22 protein-coding genes are annotated in these 19,292 nt (G+C 70.9%); 8 read left to right on the top strand and 14 right to left on the bottom strand.

What is annotated here, in order from left to right; genetic code table 11:
• Positions 1–142: 142 nt before the first annotated feature.
• Entirely contained in the window at positions 143–2,095 is a 1,953-nt protein-coding gene (locus tag Q9R08_RS14705) for a bifunctional diguanylate cyclase/phosphodiesterase (RefSeq protein WP_308868853.1), read from the top strand.
• Here Q9R08_RS14705 and Q9R08_RS14710 read toward each other — a convergent pair.
• Positions 2,087–2,389 carry a DUF7882 family protein gene (locus Q9R08_RS14710; RefSeq protein WP_308868854.1) on the bottom strand — a complete coding sequence of 101 codons (303 nt, stop codon included), beginning with the start codon at positions 2,387–2,389 and terminating at the stop codon, positions 2,087–2,089. The two genes, Q9R08_RS14705 and Q9R08_RS14710, sit on opposite strands and share 9 nt — an antisense overlap.
• Positions 2,390–2,433: 44 nt before the next feature.
• Here Q9R08_RS14710 and Q9R08_RS14715 point away from each other — a divergent pair, with 44 nt between their 5' ends.
• Positions 2,434–2,691 (top strand): hypothetical protein, encoded by a 258-nt coding sequence (locus Q9R08_RS14715; RefSeq protein WP_308868855.1) that lies wholly within the window; start codon positions 2,434–2,436, stop codon positions 2,689–2,691.
• A 70-nt stretch (positions 2,692–2,761) separates the two neighbouring features.
• Here the strand turns inward: Q9R08_RS14715 and Q9R08_RS14720 are convergent, their stop codons facing one another.
• On the bottom strand, positions 2,762–3,550 hold the full coding sequence (locus Q9R08_RS14720) for an EAL domain-containing protein (protein WP_308868856.1): 789 nt from the start codon (positions 3,548–3,550) through the stop codon (positions 2,762–2,764).
• Between the two features lie 137 nt (positions 3,551–3,687).
• Here Q9R08_RS14720 and Q9R08_RS14725 point away from each other — a divergent pair, with 137 nt between their 5' ends.
• Positions 3,688–4,002, top strand: a complete 315-nt coding sequence (locus tag Q9R08_RS14725; protein WP_308868857.1) for a DUF7882 family protein — start codon at positions 3,688–3,690, stop codon at positions 4,000–4,002.
• A gap of 9 nt (positions 4,003–4,011) precedes the next feature.
• Here the strand turns inward: Q9R08_RS14725 and Q9R08_RS14730 are convergent, their stop codons facing one another.
• Positions 4,012–4,572, bottom strand: coding sequence for a thioesterase family protein (locus Q9R08_RS14730; protein ID WP_308868858.1), 561 nt, complete (start codon positions 4,570–4,572; stop codon positions 4,012–4,014).
• A 203-nt stretch (positions 4,573–4,775) separates the two neighbouring features.
• Here Q9R08_RS14730 and Q9R08_RS14735 point away from each other — a divergent pair, with 203 nt between their 5' ends.
• Both Q9R08_RS14735 and cofE read left to right on the top strand, forming a co-directional pair.
• Positions 4,776–5,282, top strand: a complete 507-nt coding sequence (locus Q9R08_RS14735) for a GNAT family N-acetyltransferase (RefSeq protein WP_163620068.1) — start codon at positions 4,776–4,778, stop codon at positions 5,280–5,282.
• 81 nt (positions 5,283–5,363) lie between these two features.
• Positions 5,364–6,140 (top strand): coenzyme F420-0:L-glutamate ligase, encoded by a 777-nt coding sequence (cofE, locus tag Q9R08_RS14740; protein WP_308868859.1) that lies wholly within the window; start codon positions 5,364–5,366, stop codon positions 6,138–6,140.
• Between the two features lie 75 nt (positions 6,141–6,215).
• Here cofE and Q9R08_RS14745 read toward each other — a convergent pair whose 3' ends face one another.
• From Q9R08_RS14745 to Q9R08_RS14760, 4 genes are all read right to left on the bottom strand, one after another.
• Positions 6,216–7,073 carry a hypothetical protein gene (locus Q9R08_RS14745; protein ID WP_308868860.1) on the bottom strand — a complete coding sequence of 286 codons (858 nt, stop codon included), beginning with the start codon at positions 7,071–7,073 and terminating at the stop codon, positions 6,216–6,218.
• Positions 7,070–7,792: a response regulator gene (locus tag Q9R08_RS14750; RefSeq protein ID WP_308868861.1), complete on the bottom strand. Its 723-nt coding sequence runs from the start codon at positions 7,790–7,792 to the stop codon at positions 7,070–7,072. The genes Q9R08_RS14745 and Q9R08_RS14750 overlap by 4 nt, the downstream gene beginning before the upstream one ends.
• Positions 7,780–9,045 (bottom strand): sensor histidine kinase, encoded by a 1,266-nt coding sequence (locus tag Q9R08_RS14755; RefSeq protein ID WP_308868863.1) that lies wholly within the window; start codon positions 9,043–9,045, stop codon positions 7,780–7,782. The genes Q9R08_RS14750 and Q9R08_RS14755 overlap by 13 nt, the downstream gene beginning before the upstream one ends.
• A 129-nt stretch (positions 9,046–9,174) precedes the next feature.
• The gene (locus tag Q9R08_RS14760; RefSeq protein ID WP_308868864.1) at positions 9,175–10,050 is read right to left on the bottom strand and encodes an LLM class flavin-dependent oxidoreductase; all 876 of its coding nucleotides are present in this window, start codon (positions 10,048–10,050) and stop codon (positions 9,175–9,177) included.
• 58 nt (positions 10,051–10,108) lie between these two features.
• On the opposite strand from Q9R08_RS14760, the gene Q9R08_RS14765 reads away from it, so the two are divergent.
• Positions 10,109–10,798 carry a pentapeptide repeat-containing protein gene (locus Q9R08_RS14765; RefSeq protein ID WP_308868865.1) on the top strand — a complete coding sequence of 230 codons (690 nt, stop codon included), beginning with the start codon at positions 10,109–10,111 and terminating at the stop codon, positions 10,796–10,798.
• 95 nt (positions 10,799–10,893) lie between these two features.
• On the opposite strand, the gene Q9R08_RS14770 is transcribed toward Q9R08_RS14765, so the two are convergent.
• Genes Q9R08_RS14770 through Q9R08_RS14780 form a run of 3 tightly spaced genes read right to left on the bottom strand, consistent with a single transcriptional unit; the run spans position 10,894 to position 14,527 of the window.
• The gene (locus Q9R08_RS14770) at positions 10,894–12,765 is read right to left on the bottom strand and encodes a cytochrome b/b6 domain-containing protein (protein ID WP_308868866.1); all 1,872 of its coding nucleotides are present in this window, start codon (positions 12,763–12,765) and stop codon (positions 10,894–10,896) included.
• Positions 12,766–12,771: 6 nt separating this feature from the next.
• Positions 12,772–13,737, bottom strand: coding sequence for an electron transfer flavoprotein subunit alpha/FixB family protein (locus tag Q9R08_RS14775; RefSeq protein WP_308868867.1), 966 nt, complete (start codon positions 13,735–13,737; stop codon positions 12,772–12,774).
• Between the two features lie 13 nt (positions 13,738–13,750).
• Positions 13,751–14,527 carry an electron transfer flavoprotein subunit beta/FixA family protein gene (locus tag Q9R08_RS14780; protein WP_308868868.1) on the bottom strand — a complete coding sequence of 259 codons (777 nt, stop codon included), beginning with the start codon at positions 14,525–14,527 and terminating at the stop codon, positions 13,751–13,753.
• A 177-nt stretch (positions 14,528–14,704) separates the two neighbouring features.
• On the opposite strand from Q9R08_RS14780, the gene Q9R08_RS14785 reads away from it, so the two are divergent.
• Positions 14,705–15,241 carry a MarR family winged helix-turn-helix transcriptional regulator gene (locus Q9R08_RS14785; RefSeq protein WP_308868869.1) on the top strand — a complete coding sequence of 179 codons (537 nt, stop codon included), beginning with the start codon at positions 14,705–14,707 and terminating at the stop codon, positions 15,239–15,241.
• 67 nt (positions 15,242–15,308) lie between these two features.
• Here Q9R08_RS14785 and Q9R08_RS14790 read toward each other — a convergent pair whose 3' ends face one another.
• From Q9R08_RS14790 to Q9R08_RS14805, 4 genes are all read right to left on the bottom strand, one after another.
• Positions 15,309–16,085, bottom strand: a complete 777-nt coding sequence (locus Q9R08_RS14790) for an enoyl-CoA hydratase (protein WP_308868870.1) — start codon at positions 16,083–16,085, stop codon at positions 15,309–15,311.
• Between the two features lie 122 nt (positions 16,086–16,207).
• Positions 16,208–17,107, bottom strand: a complete 900-nt coding sequence (mmsB, locus tag Q9R08_RS14795; protein ID WP_308868871.1) for a 3-hydroxyisobutyrate dehydrogenase — start codon at positions 17,105–17,107, stop codon at positions 16,208–16,210.
• Positions 17,108–17,149: 42 nt separating this feature from the next.
• Positions 17,150–18,310, bottom strand: coding sequence for an acyl-CoA dehydrogenase family protein (locus tag Q9R08_RS14800; protein ID WP_418001356.1), 1,161 nt, complete (start codon positions 18,308–18,310; stop codon positions 17,150–17,152).
• A 191-nt stretch (positions 18,311–18,501) separates the two neighbouring features.
• A complete protein-coding gene (locus tag Q9R08_RS14805) occupies positions 18,502–18,876 on the bottom strand; it encodes a YciI family protein (RefSeq protein WP_308868872.1) in 375 nt (124 codons plus the stop codon).
• A 213-nt stretch (positions 18,877–19,089) separates the two neighbouring features.
• Between Q9R08_RS14805 and Q9R08_RS14810 the strand changes: the two genes are divergently transcribed.
• Positions 19,090–19,269 (top strand): hypothetical protein, encoded by a 180-nt coding sequence (locus tag Q9R08_RS14810; RefSeq protein WP_308868873.1) that lies wholly within the window; start codon positions 19,090–19,092, stop codon positions 19,267–19,269.
• The last annotated feature ends 23 nt before the right edge of the window (positions 19,270–19,292 follow it).

Raw genomic sequence — 19,292 nt, forward strand, 5'->3', positions numbered from 1 at the left:
CTTGCGCCGCGGATCACCGTGCGCTAGCGGTCACAGCCGGCCGATGTGGAGAACTCTTCGCAGCGCGTCGGGGTCATGCATAGGATGGGAGTTCTCGCCAGCGCAGTTCCCCCGTCCCCCTACATGCACCGAAGGGTATGCGTTGACCGACCTCTCTTCACGGACGTTCGATGGCGACCGCGCACGCGATGCCGCAGAGAACCTGCGCCTGCAGGAATGCTCGACCGAACCGATCCGCACCATCGGCCGGATCCAGTCCCACGGAATCCTCTTCGGCGTCGACGAGTCGACCGGTGTCGTCGTCGTGGCCAGCGAGAACGTCGAGCAGTGGCTCGGCCGCGACCTGCGCGAGTCTGACAGCGAGATGCTGATCCGGGCGATCGGCGAAGGGGTCGCCGTCGACCCGGTGCGCGCCGAATTCGGGGGCCGGGCGTACGACGTCATCGCACACCGCGGCACGAACCCGCTCCTCCTCGAACTGGAGCCCATCGTCCCCGACCTCGACTACGTGCGCACCGGCGTCGTCAGCGCGATCCAGCGCCTCTCCGGCGTCTCCGATCCCGACGAGCTGCGTCAGCGCGCAGCCCGCGAGATCAAAGACATCACCGGCTTCGATCGCGTCATGTGCTACCAGTTCCACGACGACGGCCACGGCCAGATCGTCGCCGATGAGCGCGAACCCGACATGGAGCCCTACTTCGGGCTGCACTTCCCGGCATCCGACATTCCCTCCCAGGCGCGCGCTCTCTACATCGAGAAGCGCTCCCGGGTGATCGCCGACACGGAGGATGCAGGGCTCGCGCTGCACACGCTGCTGCCGGAGGCGGCTCCCGTGGATCTCGGCGTCGCGGAGCTTCGGGCCGTCTCGCCTCACCACCTTCAGTTCATGCGGAACATGGGTCAGGCGTCCACCGTGTCGTTCGGCATCGTCATCGACGACCACCTGGTGGGCATGTTCACCTGCGCGCACCGCACGCCCCGCCGGATCCCGGTGCTCCTGCGGCGCGCGCTCGAAGTCATGGCGACGCAGGTCGGCACGCAGCTGACCGCCGCCCAGCAGATCCATCGCCTGCGCCGGCAGCTCGAAGCCCGCGAGCGGCGGATCTCGATCATCGCCCCCCTCTACAGTCGCGCCGACGTCGGCGCGGTGCTCATGACGGGGTCACGCACCGTGCTCGACGTGGTGCCGGCCGATGGAGCCCTGCTGCGCAGCGGTGATCTCGTCCACACCGTGGGCGTCGTGCCCCCGGCCGACCGCCTGTTCGCCGTGGTCGACGAGCTCGAGGTCGGCCGGTTCGTGTGGGAGGCCCTCCCGCTCGAACGGCCGGAACTCGCCGTCGAGATCCCCGGCGTCACGGGCCTGCTCATCGTCCCGCTGGGCGGCGAGGGCGACATGCTCGTGTTCGTCCGCAGCGAGGTCGCGCGGTCCGTCGACTGGCTCGGCGACCAGCGCGCCGAGAACCGCGACCACGCGCTCTCGCCGCGGCGGTCGTTCTCCGCCTGGCGTGAGAGCGTCACCGGGCGGAGCCTGCCGTGGGGCGAACACGCCCAGGACGCGTTCGAGCTCGGCGAGGAGATCCGTTCGGCCATGGTGGCGCGTACGCAGGCCGAACTCGCCGAGCTGGCCCTGCGCGACCCGCTGACCGGCCTGCACAACCGCCGCTACCTGGACGACCGCCTGGAAGAGCTCCTGCAGGGCTCCGACAAGCCGCTCTCCGTCGTGTTCCTCGACCTCGACGACTTCAAGGCGGTCAACGACACGTACGGGCACGAGATGGGCGACGCCGTGCTGGCGGCGATCGGCCGGCGTCTGAGCGGCGTGGCCCGCGACTCGGACGCCGTCGTCCGGCTGGGCGGCGACGAGTTCGTGATGGTCTGCGTCGGCGCAGGGGCCGCAGAGGCCGCAGCGATCGCCGGCAGAGCGGTGGCCGCCATCAGGGAGCCGATCGTGGTCCGCGGCACCGAGATCGCCGTGTACGCCTCAGCGGGCGTGGTCGCCACCGAACGCGGCAGCACTCCCGGAGAACTGCTGGATGCCGCGGACGCGGCGATGTACCGCGCCAAGCGTGACGGCGGCGGACGCGTCTCAGCGTGAGGGGAGCTCCGGCTCCGGCACGAGCCGCAGCCCGCTGGAGGAGTTGGCGGTGTCGACGAGATCCTGCAGCCACAGCCGGTTGATCTCGGGCATCGGGCCGTCGTACTCGAAGCGCAGGGTCGTGACCGGTGAGATCCACATCGCCTGCCGCACGGACGTCTTGTCGTCGACCAGGGAGAACGACAGGTTCTCGCGGCGACGCAGCTTTGCCATCACCACGAGTTCGACGTGAGCGAGCGCGCGATCGTCGATCTGAAACGAGGCCGGCGGAGAGCCGTAATGAAGTGTGCCCACCGCTCGATCCTATCCGGCGGCGATGGGCGGGTACTGTTGTGCCCATGGCGATCGTGAACCGACTGACCGTCGACGGACGCGACTATTTCCTCCCCGACCCGGTGTCAGAGCTCAAGGGCAAGATCCTCGAAGCGATCAAGGCAGGGGGCGGCTATGTGAACATCCCGCCGCTGCGCGGGGGTCCCGGCGTCGACATCCTCTTCTCCCCTGGGATGCCCGTCACGTGGTCCCAGTTCGAGGTCGGCGACGCGACCGGCCAGGGGGACGACCCCTCCGACGACGCGACCGACTACGGGCTCTGAGCACGCGTCCGCCTCGAGGCGGAGCGGCGTCTTGTCACCGCGGCGTCACGACCCGTCCGAGCTCCGATCGTCAGACGTGGGCGAGCCGGGTGTCCATCTCGCCGGCCGACAGCGGGAACCCCCACAGGTAGCCCTGCCCGCGGTGGCAGCCCCGCGCGCGTGACCGTTCCAGGTCGGCGATCGTCTCGATCCCCTCGGCGACCACTCGCCAGCCGTAGTCACCGCTGCTCTCGACCACGGCGGCGATCGCATCGTCCGCGGCGGCGTCCGTGCGCTGAGTGAGCGATCGGTCGATCTTGACCTCGTCGATGGGAATGGCCTCGAGCATGGCGACGGTGGTGTCGCCGGCCGCGTAGTCGTCGACCGAGATGGCGACGCCGACGGCGTGGAGCGACTGGATCGCGGCCAGCATCGGCGGTCGCAGCTGCGGCGATGGCGCCTCCGTGATCTCGATGGTCACGACGGCGGGATCGAGGTCGAGCTCATCGAGCCGCGCGAGCACCGCGTGCGCGTAGTCCGAGGAGAAATGCGCGGGCGACGCGTTCACCGCGAGGCTGAGCAGGTGGCCTTCCGTCCGCCACTGCGCGAGCTGCGCGGCCGCGCGGCCGAACACATGCGCATCCATCTCGTCGAGGAACTCGGCTTCCTCCGCGAGCGGGATGAACCGCTCAGGCGACACCGCGCCGAGCAGCGCGTGGTTCCAGCGGCAGAGCGCCTCGACGGCGACGGGTTCAGGGAGGGCCGCACCGGCCGGTGCGATCGATGCCTCGAGGTCGAACTGCGGTTGGAACGCGACCGACAACTCGCCGGCTGAGAGCGCCGCACGCAGGTCCCGAGTGAGTTGAGGCGAGCTGACCATCAACCCAGAGTCGACGAGGCGGCCGATCCATGCAACACCAGACAAAGCGACTCGAAACGCGTACAATGCCGCTTCCCATGCGCGGACGTCGAACCGGCAGGCCCAGTTCTGCCGGACGGGCGGCTACTGTGGAGACGATGGGAACGCTCACCTACGACTCGCGGGTCACCGCCTCTTTCGACGACCGCATCCTCGCGCACCTGCAGGCGGTCATCTGGGCCAAGCTGCGGCGGGGCGAGGCCTTCCCCTTCACCTGGACCGACCCGATGCGCAGCGGCCTGGGACGCACGTCGATCTGGCTGAGCCCGAACGTCACGCTGACGTTCGAGTACTTCGGCGGACGCCAGCCACGCCTCAACCCGGCCTGGATCGAGGCGTTGACCAAGGCCGCCAACTCCCCCGGGGGTCTGACGCTCGTTCCCGAGCCCGACCATCCCGCGGGCGCCGTCTAGCCGCAGAGGTCAGTTCCAGACGCTGGGCGCCTCTGCACGAGTCGGCGGGAGAGCGGATGCCGCGGCCCACTCGTGCACCCACTCGTCGACCTCCGGAACCCCCTCGGGGCGCCCGACGGCGGCGAACAGCTCCGCGTGCGACAGCGTGCCGCCGGAGCGCTTCATCATGCGTGCCCGGATGATGGCGCGGGCATAGACCTCGCCGCCGACCACCGCGCGGTGCTCGAGGTAGACCGCCTTGTCGTCGTGGCCGATCATGCGCGACTCGACATCGAACCGCTGCCACAGGTTCAGCGACTTGCGGAAGGTGACGGTCTCGCTCGACACCACCGCGTACCAGCCGCGCGACTTCATGACGTCCCAGAGCCCGGTGCGGACGAGAAGGTCCCAGCGACCGAGGTCGAACAGCGACAGGTAGCGGCCGTTGTTCATGTGACGCAGCAGGTCGATGTCGGTGAGCAGCGTGGTGAGCCGGATGCGGCTGATCTCGCTCGGCCCGAGGCGTCCGCCGCGGCGCAGGCGCCGGCGCGCGGTGAGCATCACGATCAGGGTCCGCCACATCACATTCACGAGGTGCGATGGTAGCGATCCTCGACGGCTCCACCGATTCTCTTGTCGAATCCCGACATCTGCTCCCTCCGCGTTCCGTCCGCCGCGCACAAGCCATGGCGCGAATCGCGCTCACCCACAGCCCTGGCATCCGCTCGCCACCCGGTGTTCACCCGCCGTTCGCCGGATTTCAGGTCTCGCGCCGACGCGCGTAGAGTCTGGCCATGGAAGCCGAAACCCAGACCGACATCGTCGTCCGTCCGGTGCGTGACGTCGACGCGGAGGCCCTCGGCCGCGTTCACGCGACCGCCTGGCACGAGACGTACGACCACCTCATCAGCAAGGCCGCCCTCGAGGCGGTCTCCCCCAAGCGCCTCGCCGAGCTATGGACCCACTGGGCGGTCCAGGGCCCGGAGTTCAAGATGTTCGCCGCCCTGGTGAACGGCGAGATCGTCGGCTTCGCCGGCTCCGGTCCGGCGCGCGACAAGGACGCCCCGCGCTTCCGCGAGCTGTACTTCATCTACCTGCTGGACGCGTTCCACGGCACCGGCATCGGGCAGAAGCTGTTCGACGCGGTCGTCGAGCCGGCCGAGGGCCTGTACCTGTGGGTCGCCGACGACAACCCGCGGGCGCACCGCTTCTACACGCGCAACGGCTTCACGCTCGACGGAGCCTCGCACACCGAGCCGTTCCTCGGCGAGACCCTCACCGAGGTGCGCTTCGTGCGCTGATCGACCACCGTCCGCTTTTCGCGAGGGGGCGTGGCCGGTTCGCCGGCCGCGCCCCTTCGTCGTTTCCGGAAGACTGGACCCATGCCGTCTCGCACCGCGCTCACCGTCTGGCCCCTCGAAGGCATCCCCGAGATCGAGGCGGGTGCCGACCTCGTCGACGTCATCGCGCGAGCCGGGGGCGACGACCTCGCGGACGGCGACATCCTCGTCGTGACCTCCAAGATCGTGTCCAAGGCCGAGGACCGCTTCGTCGAGGCCGATGACCGCGAGGACGCGATCACGGCCGAGACCGTGCGGGTGGTGGCATCACGCACCTCCCCGAACGGCTCGACCACGCGGATCGTCGAGAACCGCCTGGGCATGGTGTCGGCCGCCGCCGGAGTCGACGCCTCGAACACCCCGGAGGGCACGGTGCTGCTGCTGCCCGTCGACCCCGACGCGTCCGCCCGGGGGATCGCTGCCGGGCTGCGCGAGCGGCTCGGCGTCGAGGTGGGCGTCATCGTGTCGGACACGCTGGGCCGCGCGTGGCGAGAGGGCCAGACCGACCACGCGATCGGTGCGGGCGGCGTGCAGGTGTTCGAGGATCTTCGCGGGGGGACGGATGCCGAGGGCCGCCCGCTCGTCGTCACCATGCCCTGCGTGGCCGACGAGCTGGCCGCGGCCGCCGACCTCGTCAAGGGCAAGGCCACGCGGCGCCCGGTGGCCGTGGTCCGCGGGCGCGCCGACCTCGTCGGCGCCCTGGACCTTCCAGGCGCGCGGTCGATCGTGCGCCCGCTCGAGCGCGACATGTTCCGTCTGGGCGCCGACGAGGCCTACGCCGAGGGCTTCGCCGCGGGCGTGCGGACCACTTCCGACTGACGAGACGACAGGCCCGGCGCACCGCCGCGGAGCTGCGACGACGGACCGGGCCTGAGGCACCAGGCGGTCAGCGGGTCAGCGGCCCGACTCCAGCACCGCCTGACCGGCCGACACCTGCACCCGGATCGTGCTCGAAGCGCCTGGCGTCGAGCCGATGCCGTTGTCGAACTCGCCGGCCGACACGTCGGAGGTCACGTCGTAGTCGCCCTTCGGCACGGTCATGCGCAGGGTGCCGGCGCTCACGTCCGCCTCGATGACATCGGGCCGCGAGCCGGTGAGGATGGCGTCGAGCGAGCCCGCGCTGACCGAAAGGTCCGCCTCGCTGACACCGTCGAGCTCGAGAGTCCCGCGACCGGCGCTGACGTCGGCGGTGAGCGACCGGGCCGATCCCGATACGTCGAAGGAGCCCGCCGCGAGCGACAGGTCGAGCTCGCCGAACTCGCCGTCCGTCACGAATTCGCCGGCCGCGAGCGAGACGTCCGCATCGAGACCCTCGAGGGCGGACGGCAGGCGCAGCACGGCATCCGCTCCCCCGTCGCCGAACCACCCGCGCCAGCCGAACCATCCCAGGCGATCGGGCGATGACACCGCGAGGGTGTCGCCCTCGCGCTCGAATCGCCAGTTATCGGCTCCCCACGAGCTGGTCACCTCGAGTTCGGCCTCCTGCACGTCGGTGAACTCGACGCGAAGCGTCCCCGCGGCCGCCTCGACGCTCAGGTCCTCGACACCCGCGGCGTCGAGGGACCGGGTCGAGGTGTGGACGGATGCCGACGCGATCGTCCCGATCGCGGCCGAGGTCATCGCGCCCAGCAGCACGATCGCACCCAGCACGATGATCACGATCGCAACGACGCGTGAGCCGCCGGCGGGCGGCTGCGGTGCCTCGGCGGTGCGTTCGGGAGCCGCAGGAGGAGGCGTCATGGTCGTGCTCATCGGTTCGTTCCTGTCTGCGGCCCGCGGCCGCCCTGTGTCGTCGAAGGAGGTGTCGGCGCGGGCGGCGTCGTGCCGCCGTGCTCGAGGTGGGCGATCGCGGCGAGGACGCGACGGTTGCCCGACTCGTCGGGTTCGAGGTCGAGCTTCTGGAAGACGGCGGTGATGTGCTTCTCGACGCTGCCTTCGGTGACGTGCAGCGTCTTGGCGATCGCCTGGTTGGAGCGGCCCTCCGCGATGAGCGCGAGCACCGAGGCCTCGCGATCGGTGAGGCGCAGCATCCGCTCGTCGCGCGTGCGACGGCTGAGCAGCTGGGCCACGACCTCGGGGTCGAGCACCGTGGCACCGGAGGCGATGCGTTCGATCGCCTCGAGGAAGTCGGTGACGTCCGCGACCCGGTCCTTGAGGAGGTAGCCGAGCGCGCCGCCGCTGGACGAGATGAGGTCGGCGGCGTAGCGCTCCTCGACGTATTGGGACAGTACGAGGACGCCGAGCTCGGGCAGCCGCGCGCGCAGCGACAGCGCCGCACGGATGCCCTCGTCGGTCCACTTCGGCGGCAGGCGCACGTCGAGGATGCACAGCTCGGGGGCGGTCCGGTCGACGGTCTCGTCGAGGTGCGACGCGTCGGGGAGAGCCGCGACCACCTGGTGGCCGGCGTCCTCAAGCACGCGGACCAGGCCGGCGCGCAGCAGCGCCGAGTCCTCGCAGATCAGGATGCGCACGGGATGCTCACCTCCACGCTCGTCGGTCCACCGGCGGGGCTGTCGATGCGAGCCTCGCCGCCGGCCGCCAGCACGCGATTCACGATGCCGTCGAGGCCGCCGCCGGGAATGACGCGTGCGCCGCCCACGCCGTTGTCCTCGACGCGCGCCCACAGGGTGCCGGGCTCACGCAGGCGTGCGACGACCCGCACCTCGGTGGCCCGCGAGTGCTTGGCCGCGTTGGTGAGTGCTTCGGCGATCACGAAGTAGGCGGCCGCCTCGGTCTCGCGGCTGCAGCGCCCGTCGAGCCGCACGTCGGTGTGCACGGGCACGACCGACCGCGCGACGAGCGCCGAGAGGGCCGCATCGAGGCCGCGATCGTCCAGGACGGAGGTGTGGATGCCGCGGGCCAGCTGTCGCAGCTCGGTGATGGCCGCCTTGGTCGACGTGTGGGCCTCCGCGATCAGCGCCTTCGCGGCATCCGGGTCGGCGTCGATCTTCTGCTGAGCGAGGCCCAGCGTCATGCCGACCGACACCAGTCGCGGCTGGACGCCGTCGTGGAGGTCGCGCTCGATGCGGGTGCGCTCGACGTCGGCGGCCCGGACCGCACCGGCGTGCTGCTGGCTCGACACGCGCGCCGCGGCGGCCAGCTGCGCCTCGCGCGAGGGAACCATGATGGCCCGCGCGATGATCCCGTGGAGCACGCCGAGGCCGACGAGGCCGGCGGCGGCGACGAGCACCGCGAGGATCCCCACCGGCACCGCCCAGGCGAGTGGAACCTCGATGCCGGTGCGGGCGAGGCGCACCGAGCTCGCCTCGGCGAACAGCGGCGTGAACGCCAACACGGCACCGGAGACCAGGAGTCCGGCGAGGGCCACGACGACCCACCCGAGGATCGTGGCGATCGCCAGGTTCGCGATCGCCCGCCAGGTGGCGGGATCGATCGCCTGCATCCAGATCGTGCGCAGGACGCCGCCGAATCCGGGGCGGCCGCTGCGCCGCGGCCGCATCGCAGGAAGACCGAACGCGTAGAGGCCGTCGACGCGCTCGGTCTCGAGCCAGCCGAGACCGAACAGCACATAGACGAGCGCCACCAGCACGAGCACGCCGATGCCGAGCACGAAGAGCAGGCCGATGCCCACGCCCAGCAGCGAGAACAGCAGCGAGAACGCCGCGACGCCGATGACGCCGAGCGCGGCGAGCTGCGCGATGGCGCCCGCCACCTGGGCGGGCCGCGTCACCGGGCGAACGGCAGGAGAGTCCGAGGAGGTCATGCCCCTTACGGTAGGCGCGTGCGCCGCCGATCGCGCCCGAGGCAGCCGGAGTCTTGTCTTCGGGTTATCCCCCAGACGGGACCCGGCCGTGCGCGGGGCGCGTGAACCGCGCGCTGGGTGCTCGTGGCGTCAGCGCAGCCGTGCGAGCGCCCGCTCGTGCACGCGCGGGTCGGAGCCCATGCCGGCAGGCGAGTCGGGGCTGTAGACGACGAGCTCGTCCACACCGAGGCTCTCCGCATGCTCTGCGGCCGCGAGGAAGGCGTCGACGTCGGCGGTCGGGCGCACACGGCCGAAGCCCAGCAGCAGGGAGCGCCGCACGGTCGACGGGTCGCGCCCGACACGATCACACTCCACCGCGAAGCCGGCGGCCTGCTGCGCGATCAGCTGCCAGTACTCGTCGGCGTCGAGCTGCGTCGACCCCGGTCCCCCGTAGGTGTTCCAGGTGTCGGCGTAGCGCGCAGCCAATGCCAGCGCGCGCGGCCCGTGAGCGGCCAGCAGCAGCTCGGGCGCGTCGACGCCCTCCGGACGGCCCATCGTCTCGAGGCCCGTGAAGGACATCGTCTTGCCCTGCCACTGCGAGGCGCCGTCGAGCACCGCCCGGTAGCCCTCGACGACGTCGGCGAAACGGGCGGACATCTCACCCATGGTCGAGTTCTCCCCGCGATCGGCGAGCTCGCACGGGGGTGCTCCGAGGCCGAGCCCGAGCACGAGGCGCCCTTCGGAGATGTCTTGGACGGTCATCGCCGCCCGCGCGAGCGCAACCGGCCGGCGGAAGACGGCGGAGGCCACGAGGGTCCCCAGCCGGATGCGGTCGGTGATGCCGGCCGCAGCCGTGAGGGTGGTGAATGCCTCGCCGAGCCATTCGCCGCGGGCCGTCGCATGGGTGAGGTGGTCGTATGTGTACGCGACGTCGTAGCCGACCTCGTCGCCCCAGCGGTACCAGCGCGCCTGATCACGCCATGGGCCCACCGGAGGAATCACCAGACTGATGCGTCGCAGAGTCATGCGACTCAGGATGGCACGCGGCGGCGGTCGTGTCGTGACGGCGGGCTAGGGTGCGGTGGTGGCAGGACGAACCAGGACACCGCGCGGACGCGGCGAAACCCAGGCACCCCGATTCGATTTCGACGAGAGCGTGCTGTCCGACCTCGCCCCGCGCGACCCGTCGGAGTTCGGGTCGACCGGCTTCGAGGGCCTCTCGTACACCGACGTCGTACGCGATGCGTGGGAGCTCGGCGTCGGCGACACCGTCGAGGCGTGCCGTTTCGAGGGCCTCGAAGTCGCCGCGTGGGGATTCCGCGGCGCGCGTCTGGTGGAGTCCGTGTTCGTCGGTGCGAACATCCCCGTCGCGTCGGGAGCGCGCAGCGACTGGCGGGACGTCGAGGTGAGGGACAGCAGGTTCGGGTCCGTCGAGGCATATGACACCGGGTGGCGCGGCATCCGCTTCACACGCTGCAAGCTCGGCTACGTCAACCTGCGTGCCGCGGAGCTGCTCGACGTCGCCTTCGTCGATTGCACGATCGACGAGATCGATCTGCTGGACGCCTCGGCCCGCCGCGTCGCCTTCGAGGCCACCCGCATCGCCACGCTGAACGCCAGCGGCGCGCGGCTCACCGACGTCGATCTGCGAGGAGCCGACATCGGTCAGGTCGTCGGCATGGTGGGACTGCGCGGCGCGACGATCTCAGCCGAGCAGCTGCAGCTCATGGCACCCGCACTCGCCGACCTCGCGGGCATCGTCGTCGAGTCCTGACCCGGCCGCACGCCCCGCCGTTCCGCGCGCGCGGATGCCAGTGGGCCGCGTGCCAGCGGGCCGGCGTGCAGCAGGCCGCGCGTCAGCGGCGTGCGTCAGCGGCCGGACACCTTGCCGAAGAGGCGGGCGATCGGGGCGAGCACGAGCGGGCGTGCGGCGACCCACGCGGCCGCGATCACCACGAGCGAGGCGCCGAAGAACCAGAACCCCGTCCAGTTGTCGGCGTACGCGTCGGGATCGACCGAGCCCTGCGCGGCGTACATGTGGTTGAGGTTGCGCAGCGCCCCGGTGGCGAACACCAGGAACACGTGCACAGCGATGAACGCGACGAAGTAGAGCATCACCGGGAAGTGCACCGCCCTCGCCCACTCCACCGGGTAGGCCTTGTTCAGCCCGGCGGCGTTCTTCGGCCACACGCCCGACATCCGCACGCCGGTGACCACGGCCAGCGGCGCGGCGATGAACACCGTCGCGAAGTACGCCAGCTGCTGCAGCGAGTTGTAGTTGACCCAGCCGTTCTCGGTCGGCCAGTCCAGCGACACGTACTGCAGGGCCGCCGACACGGCGTTGGGGAACACCTCCCAGGAGCTGGGCACGATGCGCAGCCACTGGCCGGTCACGAACAGCAGCACCACGAAGACGACGCCGTTGACCAGCCACAGGATGTCGAGCGACTGGTGGAACCACAGATTCAGGCTGATCTTGCGCCGGTTGTTGCTCCGCGGCGACCAGAACGCGGTCGGCCGTTTCTCGGTGCGCACCCGCAGGCCCGACCGGATGATGAGCACCATCAGGAACACGTTGAAGAAGTGCTGCCATCCGAGCCACGCGGGGATCCCGATCGGCGCGCCCTCGGGCAGGTGGTACTCACCCGGGTACGTCGCGAGGAAATCGACGCCCCACGACGTCGACAGCAGCCACCGCACCGCGAGCACGGCCATGGCTGCGGCATACAGGAGCCCGGCACCGCCGACGAGGACGGCACCGGCCCACTGTCCGCGGGTGAAGGGCCCGATCCGCCGGGGCTCGGCCGCCGGCTCCGAGCGCGTGCGTGCTGCCGCACCCGCCCACACGGTCCGCGGGAACGGCAGCGGCTGGGACAGCGGCACTCCCGTCGACGTGCCGGGAGCGGCCGGCGCTGGTGCGGCGACGACCTCCGCGGCGACCGTCGTGGCCGCAGCCGGGGCGGCTGCGGCATCCGACACGGACGCAGCTGTCGGCGCAGCTGCGGCATCCGTCGTGGATGACACGACCGGTGCTGCGGAACCCTTCACGGACGTAGCCGCGGCCGCTGCTGCCGTGTCCGACGCCGGCGTGGCGCCCCGAGCCGGGGCGAAGCCGGCAGGCGGCCAGGGCTCGCCGCCCGGCACGCGGGGCAGGCCCCGGCGGAGCGGCCTGGCACCGGCGGTGCCCTCGGCGCCTGCGGCAGCGGGGGCGACGGAGCCGGACGCAGCGGGGCTGGCGGCGGTGCTCGCGGCGGGCGCGGCGGTCTCTATGTGCGCGGGAGCGGGCGACGATTCCTGCGCGGACGACGGTGGCTGGGGCGCGGTCACACCGGCGGCCACGGCGGCATCGGGAACGACGGTTCCGGCCGGTGGCCAGGGCTCGCCGCCGGGCACGCGGGGCAGACCCCGGCGGATGCGCCGGGCTCCGGCCGCGGCGACGGTCGAGGGCGCGTCGACGGCCTCGACGGCCGTGGACTGCGCGTCGTCCCGCTCGTCCTTCGCTCGCTCAGCGACCGGGGCTGCGGTCGCGGCGGCGACCGAGGTCGTCGCGGCCACCGGGACCGCCGCCGCGGCGGCGGGCTCGGCGACCACGGGCGCTTCGACAGGCTCAGCGACCGCGATCGTCGCCGGCGACGGGCGCCCGTCGCCGTTCGGCACCGGCGCCGTGCCGGCGGGCGGCCACGGCTCGCCGCCGGGAACGCGAGGCAGACCTCGCCGCACCGCAGAACCGAAGGTCGCCATACCGGGTTACGCCTTCTTCGCCTCAAGAGCAGCGATCAGCTGCGGAACCACCTGGAACAGATCCCCGACGACGCCGAAGTCGGCGATCTCGAAGATCGGGGCATCCGCGTCCTTGTTGATCGCGACGATCGTCTTCGCGGTCTGCATGCCGGCCTTGTGCTGGATCGCACCCGAGATGCCGAGCGCCACATAGAGCTGAGGCGACACCGACACACCGGTCTGGCCCACCTGGTACGAGTAGGGCACGTAACCGGCGTCGACCGCGGCGCGCGAGGCGCCGATCGCGGCGCCCAGGGCGTCGGCGAGCTGCTCGACGAGCGCGAACTTGTCGCCGGATCCGAGTCCGCGACCGCCCGACACGACCTTCGTCGCACCGCGCAGTTCCGGGCGCGTCGACGACACCACCGTCTCATCCACGGACGTCACGGTCGCGGCACGGCGCCCCGAGGCGCGCACCTCGAGCGGTTCGGCCTCGACACCGGCGACGGCCTCGGCGCGGGCATCCACGGATCCCTGACGGATCGTGATGACCGGCGCGCCCCACGTGACCGCGGCGTCGACGTTGTACGCGCCGCCGTAGACCGAGTGGTGCGCGATGACGCCTTCGGGGTCGCGCGAGACGCCGACGGCATCGACCGCGAGGCCGGACCGGGTGCGCGCGGCGTACCGGCCGGCGACCTCGCGGCCCTCCACCGAGTGCGCCACCAGGATGGCGTCCGGCCGCACCTGGTCGGCCGCCGCGGTGAGCGCGTCGACCGCCGCGGCGCCGAGCCCGTCGCCGGGAGCGGCGACGAGCACCGCGGCGGCTCCGAGCGCGGCAGCATCCGCGGCCAACGCGGCGTCGCCGACGATCACGGCGACCGGCGTGCCGACCGTCGCGGCGGCGCCCAGCAGCTCGGCCGCCGACTTGGCGAGCCCACCCGACGGGGTGGTGTCGAGGAAGACAAGGATGGAGTCATCTGCAAACGTCATCACGCACGCACCCTCACGCAAGCCGGTTCTGGATCAGGAACTCCGCGAGCTTCTGGCCCGCGTCGCCCTCGTCGACGATCTTCACGCCGGCCTCGCGCGGAGGCTTCTCGCTCAACGCGATGACGATGGACCGCGACGCGGTCGGGTCGTGGGGCTCGATCTCGAGCTCGGCGAGCGACAGCGTCTCGAACGGCTTCTTCTTCGCCGCCATGATGCCCTTGAAGTTGGGGAAGCGCGCGTCGGGAAGCGCCTCGGTGATGGATATCACGGCGGGAAGCGGTGCCGTCACCTGCAGCGTCGCACCGTCCGACGCGCGCGTGCCCGAGACGGCGTCGCCGGCGATCTCGACCGTGCTGAGGTAGGTCGCGCTCGGCACGTCGAGGATCTCGGCCACCATCGCGGGGATCACCCCGCCGGTGCCGTCGGTGGACTGGTTGCCGGCGATGACGAGGTCGAAGCCGGTGCGCTGCAGGGCCGCCGCGAGCACCTCGGCGGTCAGGCCGAGGTCGGCACCGAGGAGCGCCTCGTCGACGACCTGCACGGCCGACGACGCGCCCATCGCGAGGCCCTTGCGGACCGTCGCAGAAGCCGACTCCGGCGTCATCGACAGCACGACGACCTCGGTGCCCGGCGTCTTGTCGGCGTACGACAGCGCGACCTCGAGGGCACGCTCGCCGATCTCGTCGAGGACCGTCTCGCTGGCGGCGCGATCGGCCAGGCCGGTCTCCAGCGACAGCTTGCGATCCCCGTAGGTATCCGGGACTTCCTTGACCAGGACGACGATCTTCATGACGATCTCCTCACGCTGGGCACGAGTCTATGGCGCGGCGCGCAATGTACCCAATCCCGCGGAATGCGCCGACCGGACCGACCCCTGACCCGCCGTGTGTATACATAAACGCCCCTTCGCGGCCCCCGGATCGGTCGCTGCAACCGAGGACCGGTACGGTGGAAGGAGGAGGTCGTCATGGCAGCACCCAAGCGTCTTCCGGTCGACCCGATCGCCGAAGCCAAGCGCCAGTGGATCGCCCATGGCTGGGAACCCGCAGCCGCGGGCATGACCGCCGTGACGTCGATCATCCGGGCGCAGCAGCTCATGTTCGCGCGCATCGACACGGCGCTGCGGCCCTTCGGACTCTCGTTCGCCCGGTACGAGCTGCTGCGCCTGCTCGGCTTCACGCGGGAGGGACGGATGCCGATGGCCAGCGCCATCGCCCGCCTGCAGGTGCACCCGACCAGCGTCACCAACACCGTCGACCGGCTGGCCCGCGACGGCCTCGTCTCGCGCGAGCCGCACCCCGGCGACGGGCGCGCGGCGATGCTCGTGCTCACCGACACCGGTCGCGAACTGGTCGAACGGGCGACCGCGGCCCTCAACAGCGAGGTGTTCGAGGATCCCGGCCTCACCGACGCCGACACCACAGAGCTGGTGCGGATCATCGCCCGATTCCGCAAGGACGCCGGCGACTTCACCGATCCGAAGCCCCAGCCCGAGCCGCTCTGAGCGGCGGGTCCCTGACTGCGTCGAAGTGGTGAGGGCACGAGCGCGCTTCAACAGGCTCAGCGACGGATCAGCGACCCTCGAACTCCGGTGCGCGCTTCTCGCGGAAGGCGGCCATGCCCTCCTTCTGGTCCGCGGTGTCGAAGAGGCTGGCGAACACGTGCTTCTCGAGGCGAAGGCCCTCGGCCAGCGACGTCTCGAGGGCGGCATCCAGCACGGCCTTCGCGGCATACAGCGACGGCAGGCTCTTCGACGCGATGGTCTCGGCGGTCTTCTGCGCCTCGGCGAGCAGGTCGGCGGTCGGCACGACCCGCGAGACCAGTCCGGAGCGTTCGGCCTCGGCGGCATCCATCACCCGCCCGGTGAGGATCAGCTCGGCCGCCTTGTAGTAGCCGACCGCGCGGATGAGCCGCTGCGAGCCGCCCATGCCGGGGATGACGCCGAGGTTGATCTCGGGCTGCCCGAACTTCGCCGTGTCGGCCGCGAGAATGATGTCGCACATCATCGCCAGCTCGCACCCGCCGCCCAGCGCGTAGCCCGAGACAGCGGCGATGACCGGGGTCCGCACGGCGGCGAACTGCGCCCAGCCGCCGAAGTGGTCGCCCATCAGCATCTCGAGCCCCGATTTGGACTCCATCTCCTTGATGTCGGCGCCGGCCGCGAAAGCGCGCTCCGAGCCGGTGAGCACGATGGCGCCGATGCCTTCGTCGGCATCGAAGGCGGATGCCGCGGCTACGACGTCCCAGCACACCTGCGTGTTCAGCGCGTTGAGCGCCTCCGGCCGGTTGAGCGTGATCCAGCCGACGCGGCCGCGGGTCTCGACGAGGATCGTCTCGTACTCGGTCATCGGTTCCCGCTTTCGTCTCAGGGTCGTGAACATTCCACCAGAACAGGTGATCCGGCTGGGACAGGCTGATCCCGCCCTCATCGACCTGTTCTCGCCAGAACAGCAGATCTGGGCAGCGGCGGTCAGGCGCTCTCGGCGCGGATGGTGTTGATGATGCCGGAGAAGTCCTGGCCGGCGCCGTCGCCGGCCGCGTACTGCGCATAGATCTCGCGCGCGAGCATGCCCATGCGCGCCTCGACGCCCGTCGCCGAGATCGCGTGCTCTGCCAGCCCGAGGTCCTTGTTCATGAGCGCGCCGGCGAAGCCCGGCTGGTAGTCGCGGTTCGCGGGACTCGTGGGCACGGGTCCCGGCACCGGGCAGTTCGTCGTCAGTGCCCAGCACTGGCCCGATGCGTTCGAGGCGACGTCGAACAGCGCTTGGTGCGAGAGCCCGAGCCGCTCCCCCAGCACGAACGCCTCCGCGACCGCGATCTGCGATACGGCCAGGATCATGTTGTTGCAGACCTTCGCGGCCTGCCCCAGCCCCGCTCCGCCGCAGTGCACGACCCGTCGGCCCATCGCCTCGAGCAGCGGGCGCGCGGCCTCGAAGTCCTCGTCCGTCCCGCCGACCATGAAGGCGAGCGTGGCGTTCTCGGCGCCCACCACTCCGCCTGACACCGGGGCATCCAGCGACCGGTGACCGGCCGCCTCGGCGAGCGCGTGCGCGGCGCGCGCCTCGTCGACGGCGATCGTCGAGCAGTCGATGAACAGGGCTCCCGGTGCTGCGACATCGAGCAGTCCCGCAGCGCCGTCCGAACGGCGATAGGCGTCGAGCACCTGCGCCCCGGTCTGGAACATGGTGATGACCACGTCGGCGCCGGTGGCGGCATCCGTTCCCGACTCCGCGGTTGTGAGTCCCCCGTCAGCTGCGGCGGAGACGGCGGCGGGCATGACGTCGAAACCCGTCACCTCGTGACCGGCGGCGGCCAGATTCCTCGCCATGGGCAGGCCCATATGGCCGAGCCCCAGGAATGCGATCTTCATTTCGGACCTCCTCGTCGGTGCTTCTCGAACGCCGTGCGACCGTCAGCGCGCGAGCAGCTGGCGTCCGATGATCACGCGCATGATCTCGTTGGTCCCCTCCAGGATCTGATGGACGCGCAGATCGCGCACCACCTTCTCGATCCCGTACTCGTGAAGGTAGCCGTAGCCGCCGTGCAGCTGCAGCGCCTCGTTGGCCACCTTGAAGCCGGCATCGGTCGCGAAGCGCTTGGCCATCGCGCACTGCAGCGAGGCGTCGGGCGACTTCGCGTCGAGCGCCGCCGCGGCACCGCGCACGAGGGCGCGCGCGGCGTGCAGCTCGGTGGCCATGTCGGCGAGCGCGAACACGACGGCCTGCCTCTCGGCGAGCGGCTCGCCGAACGTGAAGCGCTCGTGCACGTAGCGCAGCGCGCGGTCCAGCGCCCACTGAGCGCCGCCGAGCGAGCAGGCGGCGATGTTGATGCGCCCGCCGTCGAGTGCCGACATCGCGATCTTGAAGCCCTGGCCTTCACCGCCGAGGATGTTCTCCGCGGACACGCGCACCTCGTCGAGGATCACCTGACGAGTCGGCTGCGCGTTCCAGCCCATCTTGTGCTCGATCGCGCCGAACGACAGCCCCGGGGCGTCGGCGGGGACGAGGAACGCGGTGATGCCGCGAGCCCCCGGTTCACCCGTGCGCGCCATGACGATGTAGACCGACGCCTCGCCGCCGCCCGAGATGAACTGCTTCACGCCGGTCAGCACGTAGTCGTCGCCCGACCGGATCGCGCTCGTGGTGATGGCTGCGGCATCCGATCCGGCACCCGGCTCGGTGAGGCAGTAGCTGCCGAAGCCCGCCATCGAGGTGAGGAGCGGCAGCCACTCGGTGCACTGGGCGTCACTGCCGTAGGTGTCGATCATCCACACGACCATGTTGTGGATCGAGATGTACGCGGCGATCGCGGGGTCGCCCTGCGCCAGCTCTTCGAAGATGGCGGCCGCATCGGAGCGTGACAGCCCCGCCCCGCCGAAGTCCTCGCGGGCGTAGATGCCGCCGAGCCCGAGCTCGCCGGCGCTGCGCAGCGTGTCGCGGGGGAAGAAGGACTTCGCGTCCCACTCCAGCGCATGCGGCGCGAGCTCGTTCTGGACGAATTCGCGGACGGCGTCGAGGATCGCGTCGCGCTCCTCAGTGGTAAGGCTCGAGGTGAGAGGGGTGATCGTGGACACCGTTGCTCCTTCAGAGATGCAGAACGCCCTTGTGGGGCATCCTGATCAACGCGATCGTGCCGGCATTGGCACATCGGCAATTTTACATGGACTTCCAACTATCTGTTAGGTGTCTCGAGGAATCGCTGAAGGGTGCATCTCCACGCGACGCGCGCGGAGATGCACCCTTTCGCGATTCCGGATGCCGCTGCTCAGGCGTCGGCGTGCGCGCGGGGCTCTTCCGCCGGCGCGTCGGCCTCGGGCCAGACCATGAACGGCCGCAGCTCGAGCTGTCCGTTGCGCGCCATCGGATGCCGCGACGCGATCTCGATGGCCTCCTCGAGGTCGTCGACCTCGAGGATGTCGAAGCCGCAGATGACCTCGGCCGTCTCGACGAACGGGCCGCGAGCGGTGAGCACCTTGCCGCCGCGGACCTTCACGACGGTGGACTCCGCCTGCGGGGCGAGCACTTCTCCGATCACGCGCTTGCCGCTGGCGTCGAGGGGATCGACCCACAGGTCGACGTCGGAGTCGTCGACTTCGGTGTCGGGCTCGAGCGAGGTGACGACGAACATCATGTACTTCATGGTCTGATCCTTCCGTTGCGGGCCGGCGCACGCCAGCCTCACTCCGGTCGTCGCACGGGCTCGGACGATGTCGACACTTCTCTCGAGGATCTTTTCTTCCACCCGGCGCCGACGCTCCGGACGGCGCTCGCGCGACGAGCATCATCCTCTCGACGGACGATGATGCGACTCGGGAGGGACGCGGTGCGACGGGCGGCTCCGTAGCGTCGAAGCATGGCCATCAGCACATCGACAGTCCCGATCGCCCGCCGCCGCGAGCTGCCCGCGGCGGCCGCGCTGCTGCTGACGATCGGCGGCAACATCCTCGTCCTCGGGATTGCCGCCCTCGCCATGGCCGGAGTCGCCGTCGCAGCGGTCGCCGTCTTCGGCCCCGGCATCCTCGACGCCCTCTGATCCCCTGTCGCGCAGGCGCCCCG

Origin of the sequence: Microbacterium psychrotolerans, from assembly GCF_031085295.1 — a bacterium.
Taxonomy (GTDB): Bacteria; Actinomycetota; Actinomycetes; order Actinomycetales; family Microbacteriaceae; genus Microbacterium; species Microbacterium psychrotolerans.

Coding starts and splice junctions, on each gene's coding strand:
- Q9R08_RS14715 (WP_308868855.1), top strand. CDS start 2,434: ATGGCGATCGTGAACCGACTGACCGTCGACGGACGCGACTATTTCCTC.
- Q9R08_RS14720 (WP_308868856.1), bottom strand. CDS start 3,550: ATGGTCAGCTCGCCTCAACTCACTCGGGACCTGCGTGCGGCGCTCTCA.
- Q9R08_RS14725 (WP_308868857.1), top strand. CDS start 3,688: ATGGGAACGCTCACCTACGACTCGCGGGTCACCGCCTCTTTCGACGAC.
- Q9R08_RS14735 (WP_163620068.1), top strand. CDS start 4,776: ATGGAAGCCGAAACCCAGACCGACATCGTCGTCCGTCCGGTGCGTGAC.
- cofE (WP_308868859.1), top strand. CDS start 5,364: ATGCCGTCTCGCACCGCGCTCACCGTCTGGCCCCTCGAAGGCATCCCC.
- Q9R08_RS14745 (WP_308868860.1), bottom strand. CDS start 7,073: ATGAGCACGACCATGACGCCTCCTCCTGCGGCTCCCGAACGCACCGCC.
- Q9R08_RS14755 (WP_308868863.1), bottom strand. CDS start 9,045: ATGACCTCCTCGGACTCTCCTGCCGTTCGCCCGGTGACGCGGCCCGCC.
- Q9R08_RS14760 (WP_308868864.1), bottom strand. CDS start 10,050: ATGACTCTGCGACGCATCAGTCTGGTGATTCCTCCGGTGGGCCCATGG.
- Q9R08_RS14770 (WP_308868866.1), bottom strand. CDS start 12,765: ATGGCGACCTTCGGTTCTGCGGTGCGGCGAGGTCTGCCTCGCGTTCCC.
- Q9R08_RS14775 (WP_308868867.1), bottom strand. CDS start 13,737: ATGACGTTTGCAGATGACTCCATCCTTGTCTTCCTCGACACCACCCCG.
- Q9R08_RS14780 (WP_308868868.1), bottom strand. CDS start 14,527: ATGAAGATCGTCGTCCTGGTCAAGGAAGTCCCGGATACCTACGGGGAT.
- Q9R08_RS14785 (WP_308868869.1), top strand. CDS start 14,705: ATGGCAGCACCCAAGCGTCTTCCGGTCGACCCGATCGCCGAAGCCAAG.
- Q9R08_RS14790 (WP_308868870.1), bottom strand. CDS start 16,085: ATGACCGAGTACGAGACGATCCTCGTCGAGACCCGCGGCCGCGTCGGC.
- mmsB (WP_308868871.1), bottom strand. CDS start 17,107: ATGAAGATCGCATTCCTGGGGCTCGGCCATATGGGCCTGCCCATGGCG.
- Q9R08_RS14805 (WP_308868872.1), bottom strand. CDS start 18,876: ATGAAGTACATGATGTTCGTCGTCACCTCGCTCGAGCCCGACACCGAA.
- Q9R08_RS14810 (WP_308868873.1), top strand. CDS start 19,090: ATGGCCATCAGCACATCGACAGTCCCGATCGCCCGCCGCCGCGAGCTG.